The following is an 18636-nucleotide window of genomic DNA, read 5'->3' on the forward strand; positions in this document are numbered from 1 at the left end:
GCGGATCCGGACGTGTGGGTCTGGCGGACACACCCCCGCCCCACACCGGCGTGGGCGATGGCGCCCACGCCGGTCCCGCCCCGGACGCCGGTCCCGGTCCCGACGCCGGCCTCGACGCGGACAGGCGATCGGGGCGGCCGGGTCCGGCGAGTCAGGCGGCGGCCGGTGGCGACGAGGCGGCGGGCCACCCCCGCGGCGGCGCGGCGCGAACCCGGGCGTTCCGCGGCGGCGTGCTGACCGAGGAGAACTTCCCCCTTTCCGACGTCGATCGCTTCCGCGGGCAGGACGACGTGGTGGTCTGGCTGGACCTGTGCGCCCCGGACGCCGAGCAGCTCCACCTCGTCGCCGACGAGCTGCGCCTGGACCCGCACGCCGTCGAGGACGCGCTGTCGGCCGGCGAGCGGGCGAAGCTGGACCGCTACCCGACCCACCTGTTCCTCAACACCTACGCCGTGCGCCTCGACGTGGCCTCCGGGGAGTTGGTCAGCCAGGAGATCTCCGCGTTCATCGCCGGGCGGACGCTGGTCACCGTGCGTGGCGACGACACGTTCGACCTCGACGAGGTGCTGCGCCGGGTGCACGGTGCCGACCTGGCCGCGCACGGCGTCGCCTACCTCGTCCACGGCATCATCGACGTCGTCGTCGACGGCTACTTCACCGCCGTGCAGGCGCTGGACGGCGCCCTGGAGGACCTCGAGGACATGCTCTTCGACGAGGACGTGCCGGAGGGGACCGTGCACCGGCGCAGCTTCGAGCTGCGCAAGAGCCTGGTCCAGCTCCGCCGGGAGATCCTGCCCATGCGTGAGGCGGTGAACAGCCTCATGCGCCGCGACACCGGGCTCGTCACCGACGGGCTGGTCTCCGCCTACCAGGACGTCTACGACCACGTGCTGCGTGCGACGGAGTGGACCGACAGCCTGCGTGACATGATCAATTCGATCCTGGACACCAACCTGACGATCCAGAGCAACCGGCTGAACCTCGTGATGAAGAAGATGACGGGCTGGGCGGCGATCATCGCCGTGCCGACCCTCATCACCGGCTTCTTCGGCCAGAACGTCCCCTACCCGGGCAGCGGCGAGAGCTGGGGATTCTCCGTCGACCTGTTCGTTCTCGTGCTGTCCGCGGCGATCCTCTACGTCGTGTTCCGCCGCAAGGGCTGGCTGTGAGCGCTCGCCACGCTCCGTGGGTGCTGCGGCGAACCGGAGCCCGGCCACGTCCGGCCGGTCATCGTCGCCGCGGCGATGGCCCGGGCTCGCCGAGCCCGACGTTTCCGCAGGCAAAGCAAACTTTGCGCAGCCATCTGTCTGAATACGGATTTCTCCGGTCGGTGGAAGGGCGGAGTACAGCCATTGTCGGAGTTCTGGAGGGCCGCGTAGCGCGGTGACCGACCGCCTGGGAGCGGCTCTCTTCCGTCGCTTCAGGGGTGGCGATGTGGGGGCATTCCCTGGTGTCTGGCCGGGTACAATCCCGCGCATGGATCAGATGCCACCTGCTCGGCAGTCCCCACCGGGTTGCCTCGTTTCTCCGGCGCCGTCGTCTGCCGGCTAGCCGGGGATGAGNGACCTCCCGCGCCGGACGCGAGTGGACAAAGGGTCCATTCGACTCAATCGGCGTGACCTGTTCGCGCTGGAGTGGATCTACGATATGGCGGCCATCTTCGAATCGGACATCCCGCATCTACTGGATCCGAACAAGCCGATTACGAGGAACGCCGTGCGGGCGATCGTTCGCCGGTGGGAGAGCGCGGGCATCGTCCCGGCGGAGCATGCCCTCACCTACCAGGGTCGACTGGTGCAGCTCACGCCGGCCGGGACCCGCCTGGTCATCCGGGCCGATCTCGACACCGGGCCGGCCGCTGACCACGCCGCCATGGGAGTCATCCACCAGGCCCTCGTGGCGCGGGCCCGGCTGCGGATCGAGGTGCGTGGCGTGGCGGGCGCGCGCGTGCTCGGCTGGGTGAGCGCCCGCCGGTGGCAGGTGGAGAACGTGGCGATGGTGCGGGCCGCCGGGCCTGATCCCGATGGTCTGGTCTGCCTGGATGACGGCACGGTCGGGGTGGTTCAGGTCTGTCACACGGTCGTGGAGGTCCAGCGGATCCAGCCCTTCCTGGCTGAGCTCGCGCTCCGATATCCTGTGGTCCTGGTGGTGATTCCGGAGGATCTTCTGCCGAGGACCGAGGGCGTTCTCTCCCNTGAACGTCGCGATCGGCGAGGTCGCGCCGGCGACAGCCTGCAGATCGTCGCCATCTGACTCCCGGAGCCCTCGGCCGGGCCGGCCGAGGCTCGCTTCCTCCCGCACTCACTGCCGCACTCGCTCTCGCACTCCCGGGGTCGTGACCGCGTCGGTTTCGCGCGGCCGGGCCACGCTCGACCGCGGAGGCGGGACCGGCGGGACCGGCGGGCGCGCGCACCGTGGCCGGATCCGACGTTCGACCGGACCGTCCTTCTTGGGTGAGAGTCCAATTCTGGGTGGATACGTTCTTGCTGGGCGGACCCCGGCAGGGCGGTGACCAGGCAATCTACAGACACTGTCCCAGCCGTGTGTCTCATTCAATGAATTGCCTCTCGTGCAGCGCTTCCCGGTGCCCCGAGGGGCGGGTGGGGAAGCTCATTCCAAGGCGCTGGTTCAGGTATAGTCACGGCTATGAACCGGAAATCACAACCGTCTTGCAAGCCCCCTCCTGGCGGGGTCGACTTTCTGCCCCCATCGCCGCCTCCACCGCCGCTCGCCGGCTAACCGCATATGGCCGACATCCAGCGTCGGACCAGGGCGGACAANGGGTCCATCCGGCTCAACCGGCGTGACCTGTTCGCGCTGGAGTGGATCTACGATATGGTGGCCATCTTCGAATCGGACATCCCGCATCTCCTGGATCCGCAGCGACTAATCACAAGGAACGCCGTGCGGGCGGTCGTGCGGCGGTGGGAAAGCGCGGNCATCGTCCACGCGGAGCACGCGCTCACCTATCAGGGACGACTCGTCCACCTCACGCCGACCGGGGTGCACCTGGTCATCCGGGNCGATCTGGACACCGTGCCCATCGCCGTCTCCCATCCCATGGNCGTCATCCACCAGGCACTGGTGGCCAGGGCCCGGCTGCGGATCGAGGAGGAGGGCGTGGTGGGCACGCAGGTGCGCGGCTGGGTGAGCGCTCGTCAGTGGCACGTGGAGAACATGGACGCGGTCAGGCCCGGCGTGCCCGTCCCCGACGGGCTGGTCCTGTTGGACGGCGGCGTGGTCGGCGTGGTCCAGCTCGGTCACACGGTGGTCGAGATCCAGCGGCTCCAGCCCTTCCTGGTCAAGCTTGAACTCCAGTATCCGATGGTTCTGCTGGTGATACCGCAGGATCTTCTGGCAAGGGCGGAGCAACTGCTCTTCAGTGAGCGGACGGTTCGTCGGGAGGGTGCCGGAGACGCCCTGCGAATCGTAACCATCTAGGCCGCGATGTCCGCAGTCCGCCCACTCCGAGGGGGAATGGCGACGATTCATGCCGACGGCGGCCGGGTGCGCTACCGCCTCCTACGGCCAACCAGCGCCCGGTTAAAGTCTGGTCAGCGAGATGTTATCGCTGCTCCGAATTCTCTCGATCTCCCGGAAACGGACCCGGCTCCAGGGTCCGGGGTCGTGTCGCTGCCGGCCGTCTGATCGTCCCGATGGGATAGTGCCGACCCGGAGGGCGGGTCGGGAAAGCGCGGGGGATCGCTGAACGCGACGCCGTCCACGCATCGACGGTTACGTCNCCGACAGGCTTGAAGGGAACCCGGGTGGAAAATCGACGCGCGTTCGTACAGGCAGGCCTCCTGTCAGCTCTGACGCCCGCCCTGCCGGTCAGCCGGATCCGGAACAGCTTTCCTTCGAGGCTGCGGTCCGGCGCGGTCCTCGACGGAGTCGCCGGCCGCGGCGGCGGGCCCGCGACGCTCCCCGCGCAGCCGTCCGCACGGGAGCGGACCGGCCCACAGGCGCTGGCCGCCACAGCCATCCCCGACCCCACCGGTGTGGGACCCGGCCAGGTGGTCTGCGGGAACGTCGACGGCCTGGTGGCGGGCTTCTGGCAGCGCTCGGCGTTCGAGGTCGGCGGCTTCGTCTGGCGGGCCGGCGTGCTGCGGGTGCTGCCGCAGAGCAGCCGCCCCACCGCGATCAACGAGTCGGGCGTCGTCGTCGNCGATCTCGTCAGCCACTACACCCGGNAGGCGTTCCGCTGGGCCCACGGCCGTCACCAGCCGCTGGGCTACCTCGGCGGGACCGACGAGCTGGGCGGCCGGTGGAGCCAGGCCGCGGGCGTCGACGCCCGCGGGCGGATCGTGGGTACCTCCAGCGTCGCGGGCGGCGACCGGCACGCCTACCTCTGGGCGGACAATGTCATGACCGACCTGGGGACGCTCGGCGGGCCGTCGAGCGAGGGCGTGGCCGTCAACGACCATGGGCAGGTCTGCGGAACCAGTGCGACGGCGACCGGTCAAAACCATGCCTTCGTCTGGTCGGACGGGCGCATCCACGACGTCGGCACCCTCGGCGGAGGTTGGAGCCGGGCGGTGGGGCTGAACGCCCGCGGCCAGGTGGCGGGGACGAGTGAGACTGTCGGCGGGGGCAGTCGGGCATTTCTGTGGGAGCGCGGGGTGCTGCGTGATCTGGGCGTTCTTTCCGGCGACCAGCAGAGTGAGGCGGTCGGCATCAACGANAACGGCGAAATCCTGGTGCGCAGCATCGGAACGGAGATCAACGCGTTCGTCTGGAGCCGGGGCCGGCGCACTCGGATCACGGGTTTCGGACTGCGCGTCGATCCGGGTGNCATCAGTGCGCGGGGATATGTCTGCGCGACCGCGCTCAACACCGCCGGCAACGACCACGCCATCCGCTGGTACCAGGGAACCACCACCGATCTCGGCACGCTCGGCGGCGACTACAGTTTCGCCGCGGCGATCACCGGGGCTCAGACGGTGGTGGGAAGCTCGGCGGTCGCCGGGGCCTTCGTGCCCCAGGCCGTGATCTGGACGCTGTGATGTCCCGTGGTCGGCGATGGCNCGGTCACTCGGCCGCGCAAGGGCGCCCGGCCGGCCGGTCCGGGGGCGACGGACCCCGACCGTGTCGTCCGCCGCGGCGCGCGCAACGGACCGTGGCGCGGTGCCGCTGGAGCAGGCGGCGATCGACGTAGACCCCGTGGCGGGGTCGCGGTCAGGGATGGCTCCGATAGCTCCGGTGGCTCCGGTGGCTCAGGCGGCGTAGGGGGCGGTGGCGCGGGCGTGGCGCAGGGCCCGGCCCCACCAGCCGAGCCGGTCGAGCAGACGGGTGGCGGCGGCGTACGCCGGCGAGCCCGCCCCGCCCGCCGGGCCGTCCGCGGTGAAGTCGTCGGCGTTCGGGCCGTGGAAGCTGACGCCGTCGCGGACGGTGACGGCGTGCTGCTCGGCGAAGACGGCCCGCAGGTGTTCGACGGCCCGCAGGCCGCCACTCACCCCGCCGTAGGAGACGAACCCGACCGGCTTGGCGAACCACTCCTCGCGGTAGGTGTCGATGACGGTCTTCAGCGCCGCGGGGTAGCTGTGGTTGTACTCGGGGGTGACGACGACGAACCCGTCCGCGGCGGCGAGGCGCTGCCCGAGCTCGCGGACGAGCCGCTCGGGCGGCGAACCGGGGGCGGCGGCCATGTCGGCGGGCAACGGGAAGGCGGCCAGGTCGAGGACGTCGAGGTGGATGTCGTCACGGTCACGGGCGTGGCCGGCGAACCAGCCGGCGACCGCCGGCCCCAGCCGTCCCGCCCGCACGCTGCCGACGATCACGGCGAGCGCGAGCGGCCGGGCGGCGTCGTCGGTGGGTGCCGGGGCGGTGGTCGACGTGGTGGTGGGAGCCGGGGCGGTTGCTGTTGGGGCGGCTGACGTCGGGGCGGCCGACGTCGGGGCGATCGGCGGCGTCGAGGGTGGCATCGGGTGGGTCTCCTCCGGGCGTCGCGTCGGGTGCCGCGGTGGTCATCCGATCACGTGTACCTAGCCTGGATGCTGAACCCGACTTCATGTCAAGGCGCCGATCCGCGCGATCCCCGCGATCCGCGCGATCCCCGCGGTCCGCCCGGGGTGGTCACGGGTGCAGCGTGGCGAGGCAGATCCGCACGAGGTGGCGGGTGTCGGGATCGTGTTCTCCGGTGCCGCTGTGCAGGACGGCCAGGTTGTCCCACAGCACGATCGTCCCCGGCGTCCAGTGCAGGCGGATCTGGTGTTCCGGGCGCNGGTACGCGGCGCGCAGCTCGGCCACCAGCGCGTCACTGTCGTCCGGGCTCATCCCGAGGATCAGCGGGCTGTCCCAGTCCGGCAGGTTGATGTAGAGGTAGTGCTCGCCGGTGTGCGGGTGCCGGCGGACCAGCCGGTGCGCGACGACGGGGCGTTCGTCGTCGGGGCCGCGCACCACCCCGCGGCCGTGGGTGACGTACCGGCCGGTCGCCAGCGCGCGCAGCTCGGGGGTCAGCGCCTGGTAGGCGGCCACGCCGCTGGCCCACAGGGTGTCGTTGCCCTCGGCCGGCACGCGCACGGCCCGCAGGACCGTGGCCACCGGCGGTGCGGGCAGGCTGCTGGCGTCGAAGTGCCAGCCGACGCTGCCGCCGTGGACCTCGTGAACGCCGGGGCGGGCCGGCTCCGGGTCGACGACGCTGGTGAACACCAGGATCTGGCCGAACGCCTCGGCGAACGCGACGTGACCGGCGGTGTCCAGCGCCTGATCCCGGAAGACCAACACCCCGTGTTCAAAGAGAAGTGTACGGAGNAGTGCGCGCCGTTCCGGGGTCAGATCCGTTCGGAGGTCGATTCCGCCGACTTCCGCGCCGAACCTCGGTGACAGGGGGAGGATGGTGAGGTNGGCGACCGTCGACGAATTCTGTGAGGTCATTGCATCCGTCCGCGGGAGTGGGGCGTGGATGGAGGGATGGGCGCCGGTCGGCCGCCGCAGGGCAGGGCGGGGTCCGGGGTGTGCCAGATTCGGGATGGNCTGGATCCGATGGTGTCCGTGTCCGTGTCCGTGTTCGTGTCCGCGGCAGGTGGTGGGCCGTGGCCGGTGTTGGGTCGGACCTGGTGAGGGTCGGCGCCGAGCGCCGGCCGAGCGCCGAGCGCAGGCCGATGATCCGGCAGAACGGCCGCAGCAGCCGGGGTCACCGCAGCAGCCGGGGTGGCCGGGTCGCCGAGGTCGCCGGCGCCGAGGCGGCACGTTCGTCGCCGCTCACGGGCTCGCCGGTCCGTACGCGGTATCTGGACCGGATCCGCGTGCCCCGCCCGGGCGGGCGTTTCCGCCGCGAGAGGGATGAGGGAAGCAAACCATATCCGTCCGGAGGCCGGGGATCGATTCTCCGTTACGGCTTGGTAAACAGCGTCGTGTGGTCGTCTCGGGTATTCCGCGGGCAGGCGTGGTGACCTTCGTCGCCCCGCTGCGCGGCGGGGCGACGGCGGCGGAGGATCGGGGGCCGGGGACGNCGTTCGCCCAATCGGAAGTACCTCTCCGGCGCTGCGCCGCACTGGTGGGCGGTGCTGGCGGATCGGCTGGCGGTGACGACTGCCGTGGGTAAAATCTGGGCCTGCCCGCGGCACGCTGTCCGCCGTCCGCGTCGCGTTCGCCGAGCACGGCCCGCGGGACGTCGCCGGCCTCGCGTCGCGGGTCCGTTCGACCCGCCGGTGACGAGCGTCGCCGGTCGGGCGGGCACGGGCGCCGCGGGCGGGGATCGATCGCCGGGGGACGTGCCACCCGTCGGTGGCCGGAGGGGGGAGCGATGATCGGGCGAGGCCGGTTGCTGCTGTCGGCGGGGGCCGCGGGCAGCGGCGCGTTCGTGGGGGCGGGCGTCGGGGTGTGGCGTCTGGCGCTGTACCAGGGCGGCGCGGCCGACGGCCGGGTGCGGCCGCTGACCACCCCCGCGCCGCCGGTGCGCGAGTACTACGGCAACCCCACGCATCCGCCGTTCACCCTCGGGATCCTCGGCGACTCCAGCGCCCAGGGCACCGGCGTGCACGACTACGACGACACCCTCGGCGGCTGGCTGGCCCGCGCCCTCGGTGACGGCGTCGGTGACGGGGGCGGCCGGCACGTGCGCGTCGTCAGCGCCGCCCGCGACGGCGCCCGGGCCGAGCATCTCGCCGCCCAGGTCGCCCGGGTCGCCCCCGCGGCGCCCGACCTGGCCGTCATCTCGATCGGCGTCAACGACATCCGCAACCGGACCTCCCCGGCGGCCGCCGCCCGCCACCTCGCCGGCGCCGTCACCGACCTGCGCCGCGGCGGTGCCCGGGTGATCGTGGGCACCACGCCCGACCTGAGCGTCATCTCCGCCGTCCGCTCGCCGCTGCGCGAGGTCCTCTGGCTGTTGGGCCTGCTGCTCGAACGGGCGCAGACGCCGGCGGTCGCCGCGGCCGGCGGCACGCCGGTGACCCTGCGGACCGCCGTGTCACGGCGCTTCGGCGCGGACCCGACCCTGTTCGCCCCCGACGGCCTGCACGCCTCCGCGCGGGGCAACGCCCTCATCGGCTCCCACCTGCTCGCCGCCTACCGGGCGGCGAGCACACCGCCGTCGCGGGACCGGACGCGGCCTGGACGGGTGGGGCCTGTCCACTCGCGGCCGTAGGAGATCTCCGCGGGCCCAGACCGTGCAGAACGCACCGCGACCGGGGCCGCCCGCGTGCGAACGGCTAGGCGTCGATCGCGGTGAGCAGGGTGGGCAGGGAGGCGTCGAGCTCGCGCGACCAGTAGGGCCAGGTGTGCACGCCGGGGCTGTAGAAGTGCGTCGTGAGCAGCGGATCGCCGCTCGCCCCGGGGTGCGCGGCGACGTAGGCGTCGGCGAGGTGCTGGGCGACCGCCTGGCTCTGGGTGTTCGTGGTCGTCTCCAGGTTGACCAGGCCGGGGTCGTCGTCGTCCGGGCCCGGGGTGCCGTCCCCGGAGGAGATGTAGACCGGGATGGACGCCAGGTTGTCGACCAGGTAGTACGGGTCGTGCTGCTGCCAGGTCGCCGCCCCGGACGTGGTCGTCGGGTCGCCCCACAGGGCGTTGATGTCCTTCCCGGATCCCGCCAGGAGCATCTGGAAGCCCTGAGGGTCGCCGAAGGGGTGGGCGACGCCGCTGTAGGCGGCCACGGCCTTGAAGTCGCCGGGGTGGCGGCCCGCGTAGGACAGCGCGCCGAATCCGCCCATCGACAGGCCGGCGATCGCCCGGTCGGAGCCGGCCCGGTAGTTGCGTTCGAGGAGCTGGCGCAGCTCGACGGTGTGGAAGGTCTCCCAGCGGGCCGGGTCGCCGACCCAGTCGCTGTACCACCCGGCGCTGCCGCCGTCGGGCATGGCGACGATCACGTTGCGGCCGGCGGTCCGGCTCTCGACGTCGGTGTTCTCCGACCAGTCGGTGTGGTCGGAGGCCATGTCGCTGCTGCTCGCCCCGCCGTGCAGCAGGTACAGCACCGGCCAGGTCCGGTCGGGCTGGGTGTCGTAGGAGGTCGGCAGCAGCAGGCGCACGNACTCGTCGGCGTTCATGGCCGTCGAGTGGATCGTGACGTCGACCAGGCGCGCGTCGCCGGCCACGGGGGAGGTGACACAGGTGATCGACGATCCNTCGTCGCTGCTGGTCCCCGTCGCCGGGCACGTCGCCGCCCGTGNCGGGGCGCCCCCGACCGTCAGGCCGACCAGCGTGCTCACCGCGATCATCGAGGGCAGCAGGATCCGCCGTCTCCACATCCGCGTTCTCATGGGCGAGACACTAGGGAATCGTCCGTTTACGCACAATTTTTGTGGGTATGCGCCGAGTAAGGCCAGGTCCAGGATGCGTGACCCGGCGGCGTCCGGCGTGGGGCGGAGCGACCAGCGTGTGATGGAGCGGGCCTGCGCCCGTCCGGGCGTGCCACCCGGCCACCCGGCCACCCGGCCAGCCGGTAAGCCGGCTCAGACGGGAAGTGCCAGGACGATCAGGTTGTCGCGGTAGCTGTGTGTGGTCGTGTTGAACGCGCCGCCGCAGGTGATGAGGGCCAGGCGGGGCGGGCCGTCCGTCCGGAAGACACCCGTGTCCGCCAACCTGGTCTTCACGACGTGCCGGNGGGTCACCACCCGGTAGTCGTGCTTCGTGCCGTCGGCGCTGGTGATCTCGACCAGGGCCCCTGTCTCGACCCGGCTGAGCGGGTAGAGGGCGCCGGGGCGGCCGTTGTAGTCCACGTGCCCGGCGAGCACGACCGTCCCCGAGGACGCGCCTGGGGCCGCGCCTCCCGCCCACCATCCCAGTATCGCCGGGTCGACCGGCACGTTGAGCGCGCGCGTGGTCGCGTTGACGGAGGCCACCGTCACCGGCGCCGAGATGCCCAGGCTCGCCGCGGCGACGGCCGTCGGCCGGCGTTGTTGGACCGTCTGGGCATCGGTGAACGGCGACGGCGCCGCGGTCCCCGCCGCGGCGCCCGTTCGGGTGGAACTCGCGAACGCCGCCGCCCCCGGGGAGGCGGCCGGCGTCGCACCCGCGGCGAGCGAACCGACGTCGGCGGGGGGTCTCGACGCCACCCATCCGGCCATGCCACTGCCGCCGACGACGCCGGCGACCGTCGCCGTGACCACCAGCAGGCGGCGGCCACGGCGACGTCGACGGGTCCGCGCCAGCCGGGTGCCCGGCGACCTGGGCCGATCCGGCCCGCCCGGCACCGGCTCCTGGCCCGCGGCCGGCGCGGCCGGTCCGTCCGTGGCGTCCTCGGACGGCGGACCGGCGGTCGCCGTTCGTCGGCGATGTTCGATCATCCCTGTCGGCGGGCCAGCCACGCTCGGCGGCGCTGCCACCCGAACAGGACCCCGGCCGACCCGACCGCGAGGCCGAGCGCGCCGATGGCCAGCACGGGCGGGTGATCGTCATCCGCGGCCAGCCCGCTGTTGCCGGCGTTGACCGACGTGGGCGAGTTCGCGGCCTGGTGGGACAGCCAGCTGTAGGAGCCGGGGCCACCGACGATGTACAGGTTGGTGGTCGACCCGGNCTTGGTCGGCACCGTCTGGGCCGGCACCAGCGGCTTGCCCGTGGTGTCGGTCACCGTGACCGTGTGCGACCCCCCCGACCCTGGCGTGCCCCCGCCTGGCGTGCCGCCACCCGGCGTACCTCCACCGGGCGTCCCCCCGCCTGGGGTGCCCCCGCCGGGAACGCCACCGCCCGGGGTTCCGCCGCCGGGAACGCCGCCACCTGGGGTGCCTCCACCGGGAACGCCGCCNCCGGGAACGCCACCGCCTGGGGTGCCTCCACCGGGAACGCCGCCACCGGGAACGCCACCGCCTGGCGTGCCGCCGCCGGGAACGCCGCCGACACCGGGCACGCAGGGGATGCCGTTGGGCTTGTCGGTGACCGGCTTGTCGGTGACGCAGGGCACGCCGCCGACTCCGGGCACGCCGCCGACTCCGGGCACGCCGCCGGCTCCGGGCACGCCCCCGGCTCCGGGCACGCCCCCGGCTCCGGGCACGCCGCCGACGCAGGGGAGGTCGTCCTTCGTCTTGTCGGTGGTGACGCAGGGCACGTCCACGCCTCCGACACCCGGAGTGCCGACACCCGGTACGCCGACGACGGGCGGACCGACGTAGACGCAGGGCAGGCCGTCCTTGGTCTTGCCGGTGATGAGGCAGGTGACGCCGTTGACGGCGACCTCGGGCGAGACGGGAGGGAAGAGGTGGACGACCTGACCGGCGCTCGGTACGTCGCCGACGTACTTGCCGTCGATCTTGATCTGGCCGCTCGTCAGCGCCGCGACGTCGCGGACGACGATCGCCGACGTGTTGGCCGGCCAGTTCTTGCTGGTGCTGTCGTCGTAGACCCGCGCAAGGGGCTTGCCCGCCGCGTCGAGACCCACGGCGACCGAGAGCCGGGTGCCCGGGCGGACGGCGACGTCGGTCGCGACCGGCGTCGCCGCGCTCGCCGCCTGACCGACAGGCCGGATCTCGACGCGATGGTCCCCGGCGACCAGCGGCGTCGGCGCCGCCACCTGTTTGGCCACGAGGTCCTTGATGAGGGTCTGCCCGTCCATGGTGACGTCCGCCTTCATATCCGGNAGCCCCTGAACCAGCGTCACCAGTCCGGCATCCTTGTTCGGCGTTGGGGTCGCTGACGCCACGCCGGGCAGACCCAACGTCAGACATCCCGTCGCCGCCACGGCGCCGATCGTTCGAGCGCCCGCTCTCAGATGAGAGCGTGTGATCCATTGCATTACTTTGAGCTCCCGGCAACGTCATCCAGAAATCTGGGCATTTGCACCTTACCGCGGTGGGNTCGGGACGAAGATTGGGCTCCCCGCCTGCTTCGACTCGAGAAGATGCACACGCGTGCAGACGGCGTCGCTCGGAGTGCGGGACGGGGTCGACGGCACGTACTTCGTCCGCCGTCCGAGGCAAAACACCAGTTCAGAGAGGGTAAGGCGAGATCGCCGACGAACGGGGTACCCCGCGGTGGGGAGCGATACGAAGGACGTCCGGGGCGACCCTCGGGCAGAACTGCGATCGAAGTCGCGCCCTTGGTGGCGCAACCTTCGTCAGCGTGAAGGCGTGTCAAGGGCCGTCCGCACGGGTCGAACGGAGCCCTTTCGGGCTTCAATCAACGAGTTTCTCGGATTTCGGCCCGTCACGGTGCGCGGTGCGCAGGTTGTTGGTCCGCCATGGACCTAGGGGTGAAGATTGAAAGTGGCTACCGGAAAGAGCTCACGGAAAGGGTGTAGCCCGTTTGCGCCACCCTCCGCCGGCCAGGGAAAAGGGGATGGCAGGTGAGGACGGCTGCCGGNGCTTCCGACGGTGGTGCCCGGCCGGGCCTGCCGAGGGCCCCCGAACGGGTGGGTCGCCCTGCGTGGGGCAGAAGGACCCGCCGGCCGGTCAACCTCCGTGCCAGCACGGTGATCAGGGCAGCACGGCGCCGTCGCGGAGGAGTTCGCCGTGGTGAGCCGGTTCGACCGGGCCCGGCAGCAGGGGGAGTGGGCGTTCGACCGCGTCCTGTGGGGTCGGCGCCCGGCGTATCGTTTCGTGGCGGCGATCACATCGACGGACGGTCGGGGCCGGCCGGCCGGCGCGAAGAGGAGACACCGGATGTCCTTCGCTCCCGCGGATCCCCTCGAGCCCGTCGACGTCGTCGAGCGCTGGCAGCGCGCAGGGGAGGCCCTCGACAGTGCCGCGGCGGCGGCCTGCCTGGCCGATGACGTCGTCGTCATCTCGCCGCTGACCGCGGCGTTCCGCTTCCGCGGGCGGGCGCGGGCGCAGGAGATGCTGCACGCCGCCTTCGACGTCATCGACGCGATCGAGTACCACACCGTCGTCACCGACCCAGACGGCCGGACGCGGGCGCTGTTCTACCGTGGCCGCTGNGGACGCCAGGAGTTCGAGGAGGCGCAGTTGCTCCGCCTCGACGCCGAGGACCGCATCGCCGAGGTGACCCTGTTCGGTCGCCCGCTGCCGGGGCTCACCGCCGTGATGGCCAGGATCGGCCCGGAGCTGGTCCGCGAGCACCGCCCGGCGTTGGCCGTCCTGTTCACGCTGGCCACCCGCCCGTTGGCCGCGCTCACGGCCCTCGGGGAGCGCCGGCTGGTACCCCTGGCGGATCCGGACCGGCGCGGCCGGAAGGATCGGACCTCGGGAACCACAAGATAATCAACGCTGTTGACGAATCGCCGGCGACCTCGAAAAGATCATGAAGGCGAGCTGGCGGCCATCGGAGAGACGAAGGGCGCGGGGTGGGAGGGGTGATGCCCTCCCACCCCGCGCCCGGGGCCGTGCTGGTGGTGCCGCGCGATCAGTACCGCGGGTTGCGGTCGGGATGCGCGGCCCGCTCCCGGCGCCGCAGCCGGAACCGTCGCACGTCGCCCCTGATGCGTTCCAGGATCTTCATCGGGAATCCCTCCTCGTCGGCGTCCGGTGCCTCGTGCGTGCCGGTTGTGTGCCCGTCGACGGGGAGACAAACCGTCATCGCCCGCCCTTTGTGGACGTGGTTCGACCCGGCCGGACCGGGCGAGCCGCCTGACGTGCGCGGATGCCCAGGTCGCCGTCGTCCGTGGCGGGCGGGCCGCCGACGCTCCTGCCGCTGCCGCTCCCTCCGCCGCTCCCGCCGCCGCCGTCTCCTCGGCCGCCGGCGGCGGCACCGACGAACGTGCCATAGCCGCCGTCGTGGTAGACCAGCGGCGCGACGGACCGCCCCGCCCGGCTCTCGACCACTTCGGCCACCACCAGCCAGTGGTCGCCCGCGGGGATCCGCTGTCGGATCCGGCAGCGCAGCCAGACCGCGGCGTCGATCAGCAGCGGTTCCCCGGTGCCCAGCGGGCGCCATCGTGTCGGCGCGGCGAACCGGTCGGCGCCCGGCGCCGCGAACCGGGCGGCCAGGTCATGCTGGTCGTGCGCGAGCAGGTGCACGACCAGGGTGTCCGCCGCGTGCAGTGCCGGGACGATCGACGAGCCCGCCGCCANGGACAGCGACACCAGCGGCGGGCTCTGCGACAGCGACGCCACCGACGTCGCCGTGAACCCCACCGGGCCCTGCGCGCCGTTCATCGTCACGATCGTCACCCCGGCGGCGTGACGCCGGAAAGCGCGGCGCAACGCGGTCGCCGCAGCTTGATCCGCCGCAGCTTGATCCGCCGCGGCGGGGACCAGGGCGGCGGAGGCCGGGGGCGGCGCAGGGCGGGGCGGCGCAGGGCGGGACGGCGCGGGCCGCGGCGGCACGTGCTTCGGCATGGCCTCCACCCTGCTGCACGGGCGCGCCGCTGTACAACGCCCGGACGGCGCGCCAGCGCGGTGCCAGCGCACGACCAGGTCGTCGTCCCGCCGTCATCGCCGCCGCCGACCGGACATCTCGGTGTCTGTGCGTGATCGGTGGGGTGCGGGCATGCTCCGTCCGGGCCCCGTGCCGCAGCACCGATGGGCACCCGGTGCGCTGGCCCGCCCAGCCGGACGGGACGGTTTGCGCCGCGACGGGGGCCTCCCGTCAGGGCCGAAGGCGGTGGCCGCCTGGCCTCGGCGGTGCCGGCCCGGGCCCGACCTGACCGGGGCTGTGGGATTGTGGGCGAACTCTGCGCGCCATTTCCCCCATCTTTCCGGTTTCCACGTCAGAGGATGGGTAGAGCGGAGAAATCCTCACGATCAGGGGGCTGTGCGAGCGATGGCGACCGATCGCGCCACGGGCCAGGAACGTCGGCTCGCCGGTCGCTACCGGCTCGGGCGGGTGCTCGGCAGCGGCGGCGGCGGCGTCGTCCGCGAGGGCGAGGACACCCTGCTGCGCCGTCGGGTGGCCATCAAGGAGGTCCGGCGACCGGCGGTGGCGTCCCCGGCCGAGCGGGCGGTGCTCAGCGAACGGGTGCTGCGCGAGGCCCGCGCCGCGGCCCGGCTGCGTCACCCCGGCCTGGTGACGGTCTACGACGTCCTCGACACCGACGACCACACGTGGATCGTCATGGAGTACGTCGACGGCACCTCGCTCGCCGAGCTCATCCGCGCCGCCGGGCGGCTGCCCGCGCTGGAGGTGGCCCGCATCGGCGTCAGCCTCGCCTACGCCCTGGAGGCCGCCCACCGCGGCGGTGTCGTGCATCGCGACGTCAAGCCCGGCAACGTCCTGGTCACCAACGACGGGCAGGCGCGGCTCACCGACTTCGGCATCGCCGTCACCGAGGGGGACGCGACCCTGACCGAGGCGGGGACGCTCGTCGGCTCGCCCGCCTACATCGCCCCCGAGCGGGCCCGCGGCGCCCGCGTCGGCGCCGCCGGGGACGTGTGGGGGCTCGGCGCGACCTTGTTCACGGCGGTCGAGGGGGTGCCGCCGTTTCAGGGCGAGGGCCCCCTGGCCATCCTCGCGGCCGTGGTGGAGGACCGGCGTCGGCCGTTCCAGCACAGCGGCCCCCTGCGCGGGATCCTCACCGAGCTGCTCGACTCCGATCCGGCGCGGCGGCCGTCGCTCGCCGAGGCCCGTGGCCGGCTCCGCGAGATCGCCGACCGGCTGGAGGAGACCGACCACACCCTCGACGGCACGCTCGTGGAGATCCCGCAGCTTGGCCCGGACGGCCCGGATGGCGCGAACGGCCTGGGGGGCGCGGCCCCGCCGCCGGCGTCGAACGTGAGTCCGGCCGCGCCCCCCTCCGCAGCCGGTACACCGGCCCCCACCGGCCGGCCTGGTCTCGCGGATCGGCCTGACGGCGCCGACCAGCCCGGCCCGGTCGGGCCGGCTGGTCTCGACGCTGGGGCGAGCTGGGCTGCCCGGCCCGGCTCCGCGGGCGAGCCCGGCCAGGCCGCTGCGGCGGGTCCGGCCGCCGCCTCCGAAGGCGGCGGGCTCGATGCAGCCGGGTCCGGCGCCGGCGGCCGGGTCGATGCGGCCGGGTCCGGGGCCGCCGGCGGGCTCGATGCGGCCGCGTCCGGCGGGGACCGGGCTGCGCCGCGCCGGGACCCGGCCGCGCCACGTGACCACCCGGACGGGCCGGCGCGTCGGCGGCGGATCGCGGTGCTCGCCGGGGTCGCGGCCGTGGTGATCGCCGCCGTGGCGATCGTGCTCGGCCTGGTCCTCGCGGGCGGTGGCTCACCCGGATCCCCGGTGGCTGCCGCCACGACATCGCCGGCCACCGCCGCCCCGACGCCTGCACCGCGCAGCTCGGCGACGGCCACGGCAGGGTCGAAGCCGTCCCCGACGACGTCGCCGTCCGCAACCGGCCCGACGCCGGCGGGCACGCCGTCCGCGCCGTCCACCGCCTCGCCCGCCGTGTCGTCGGCCGGCGACAACCTCGGCGCCCTCATCCCGGACACGACCGACCCCGCGGAGGCACCCGACGGGTACACCACCCACCGGGACAGCAGCGGATGGTCGGCCGCGCTACCCGCCGGCTGGCGGACCTCCGAGCGCGGCAACGGGCGGGTGATCACCACCGCGCCGTCCGGCTACCCGGACCTGCTCATCGAGGTGCAGGCGAAGGCGGGTCCCTCCGCCATCGGCGCCTGGCACGACCAGGAACCCGCGGTCCGCGGGAGCTCCGCCGGCTACCGCCGCCTGTCCATCCGGCCCGCGGACGGCGGCGCCGGGACCAGCGCCGCGATCTGGGAGTTCACGTTCACCTCCGGCGGGCAGACCATCCACGTCCTCGACTTCGGCGTCGTCCNCAACGGGCACGGCTACGGGCTGCGTTGGCGCGTGCCCGAGCAGGGCTGGGACGCCGCCCTCGGCCAGATGCGTACGATTTTCGCCTCGTTCCGCCCCGGCCCCTGAACCCGGGCCCTGACCGTTCCCCGAGCCCGGGAGCGCGCGTCCACATGCGCTCTGTGGCGTGCGGAGGCACGCGACCTCGATGATCACGCGGTTCCGCGGAACCGTTCCGCGCGTGGGCTCGGACTCTGCCCGGAGGGCGGGTCCGGGTCACGTCGACGACTACGTTCCGTGACCGGTAGGGGGGCGGGGGCGGGGGCGCGCAGGGGGAGGGGGCTACCGGGTCCTTGGGCGTGGATAAACCAGATCACAGGCGGACGCACGACCCAGAGCCCCGAGCCCTGGGTTCTGAGCCGTCGCGTGGGTCAGGGGGAGGCCATGGTGGTGGTCTCGCGGATCACGAGGTCGACGACGTCGTCGATGCGGCCGCGGCGGGCGTAGGCGGCGCGCTGGCGGTCCGCGCCGGTGCCCCGGGCGAACAGGTTGTCGACGAGGGCGGCGACCGCGTCACCGTCGCCGGTCGCCGACAGTTCCGGGCCCACCCACTCCACGAACCGGTCGACCAGCGCCCGGGCGGGGACGAGCTCGCCGCGTTCGAGGTCGACGAGCTCACCGGACACCCCGTGGCGCGACGCCCGCCAGCCCGCGGCGCGCAGCAGCTCCGGGCGCACGGTCGGGACCGGCTCGCCCGCCGCCCACTGGCGCGCCGCCGTCGCCACCAGCGCCCGGGCCAGCGCGGCGAGCAGGACGCTGTCGTCGACGGACAGGCAGACGTCGGCCACCCGCAGCTCCAGGGTCGGGTAGTGGTGCGACAGCCGGACGTCGAAGTAGATCATTCCGTCGTCCATCGCGGCGCCGGTGCGGATCAGCAGGTCGACGACGCGGTCGTACTCCGCCGGTGAACCGAACGCGCCGGTGGCGCCGGCGGTGGGNCAACGCTGCCACACCTGGGTGCGGTAGCTGGCGTAGCCGCTGTCCGCCCCCTGCCAGAACGGCGAGTTCGCGGTCATCGCGACCAGCACGGACAGCCATGGCCGCAGCCGGTCGAGCGCGCCCACGGCCTCCTGGCGGGAGTGCACCGCCACGTGCACGTGGCAGCCGCAGGTGAGCTGCTCGCGGGCGGTGAGCCCGAACTCCCCGCGCATCCGCTCGTAGCGCGGCTTCGGGGTGATGGTCGGCCGGGTCGGCGTGGGGCAGGTCGCGGTGGCGGCGAGGGCCACCCCCGCCGCCTCGGCGGCCCGCGCCGCCGCGCGACGCAGCCCCACCAGCGATCCGCGCAGCCCGGCGAGGCTGGTGTGCGGGGCCGAGCCGCTCTCGACCTGCTCGCGGGTCAGCTCGACGTCGAGATCACCGTCGAGATCCCCGTCGGGATCCGCGCCGCCCGGCGGCCCGCCGGCGCCGTCGCGGTCCCCCCGGGCCAGCACCCGCGAGGCGGCGGCGCGCACCGCGTGCCGGTCGGGGTCGACGAGGACGAACTCCTCCTCGACTCCTACCGTCCGTACACCCTCGGTCGTCATTGCTGCTTGT

7 protein-coding genes and 4 pseudogenes are annotated in these 18636 nt (G+C 73.3%); 3 read left to right on the plus strand and 8 right to left on the minus strand.

Annotated elements, in window-relative coordinates:
• Positions 1-14: 14 nt before the first annotated feature.
• The gene (locus UK94_RS09755; RefSeq protein WP_231861649.1) at positions 15-1169 is read left to right on the plus strand and encodes a magnesium transporter CorA family protein; all 1155 of its coding nucleotides are present in this window, start codon (positions 15-17) and stop codon (positions 1167-1169) included.
• Positions 1170-5213: 4044 nt separating this feature from the next.
• On the opposite strand, the gene UK94_RS09775 is transcribed toward UK94_RS09755, so the two are convergent.
• A complete protein-coding gene (locus UK94_RS09775) occupies positions 5214-5921 on the minus strand; it encodes an NAD(P)H-dependent oxidoreductase (RefSeq protein ID WP_083866799.1) in 708 nt (235 codons plus the stop codon).
• A gap of 1823 nt (positions 5922-7744) precedes the next feature.
• Between UK94_RS09775 and UK94_RS09785 the strand changes: the two genes are divergently transcribed.
• On the plus strand, positions 7745-8587 hold the full coding sequence (locus UK94_RS09785; protein WP_011604432.1) for an SGNH/GDSL hydrolase family protein: 843 nt from the start codon (positions 7745-7747) through the stop codon (positions 8585-8587).
• Between the two features lie 64 nt (positions 8588-8651).
• Here the strand turns inward: UK94_RS09785 and UK94_RS09790 are convergent.
• From UK94_RS09790 to UK94_RS46090, 5 genes and pseudogenes are all read right to left on the minus strand, one after another.
• Positions 8652-9465 (minus strand): alpha/beta hydrolase family protein (locus UK94_RS09790; protein ID WP_268761269.1); only part of this gene is annotated, 814 nt, incomplete at its 5' end.
• 1715 nt (positions 9466-11180) lie between these two features.
• Positions 11181-12007 (minus strand): annotated as a pseudogene (locus UK94_RS75940) (DUF4397 domain-containing protein); the annotation flags it as partial.
• 1721 nt (positions 12008-13728) lie between these two features.
• Positions 13729-13902, minus strand: a complete 174-nt coding sequence (locus UK94_RS33665) for a hypothetical protein (RefSeq protein WP_011604438.1) — start codon at positions 13900-13902, stop codon at positions 13729-13731.
• On the minus strand, positions 13899-14395 hold a 497-nt coding region (locus UK94_RS46085; RefSeq protein ID WP_235487230.1), incomplete at its 5' end, for a flavin reductase family protein. The genes UK94_RS46085 and UK94_RS33665, both read right to left, overlap by 4 nt.
• Position 14396: 1 nt before the next feature.
• Positions 14397-14663 (minus strand): annotated as a pseudogene (locus UK94_RS46090) (flavin reductase family protein); the annotation flags it as partial.
• A gap of 424 nt (positions 14664-15087) precedes the next feature.
• Between UK94_RS46090 and UK94_RS09815 the strand changes: the two are divergent.
• The coding region (locus UK94_RS09815) for a protein kinase (protein ID WP_235487232.1) at positions 15088-17065 on the plus strand (1978 nt) is incomplete at its 3' end.
• A 409-nt stretch (positions 17066-17474) separates the two neighbouring features.
• Here UK94_RS09815 and UK94_RS46095 read toward each other — a convergent pair.
• Both UK94_RS46095 and UK94_RS46100 read right to left on the minus strand, forming a co-directional pair.
• A pseudogene (locus tag UK94_RS46095) lies at positions 17475-18041 on the minus strand (carboxylate--amine ligase); the annotation flags it as partial.
• 1 nt (position 18042) lies between these two features.
• Positions 18043-18626: pseudogene (locus tag UK94_RS46100) on the minus strand (glutamate-cysteine ligase family protein); the annotation flags it as partial.
• Between the last annotated feature and the right edge of the window lie 10 nt (positions 18627-18636).

The organism is Frankia sp. AvcI1, from assembly GCF_001420875.1.
Taxonomy (GTDB): Bacteria; Actinomycetota; Actinomycetes; order Frankiales; family Frankiaceae; genus Frankia; species Frankia alni.

Coding starts and splice junctions, on each gene's coding strand:
- UK94_RS09775 (WP_083866799.1), bottom strand. CDS start 5,921: ATGCCACCCTCGACGCCGCCGATCGCCCCGACGTCGGCCGCCCCGACG.
- UK94_RS33665 (WP_011604438.1), bottom strand. CDS start 13,902: ATGACGGTTTGTCTCCCCGTCGACGGGCACACAACCGGCACGCACGAG.
- UK94_RS09785 (WP_011604432.1), top strand. CDS start 7,745: ATGATCGGGCGAGGCCGGTTGCTGCTGTCGGCGGGGGCCGCGGGCAGC.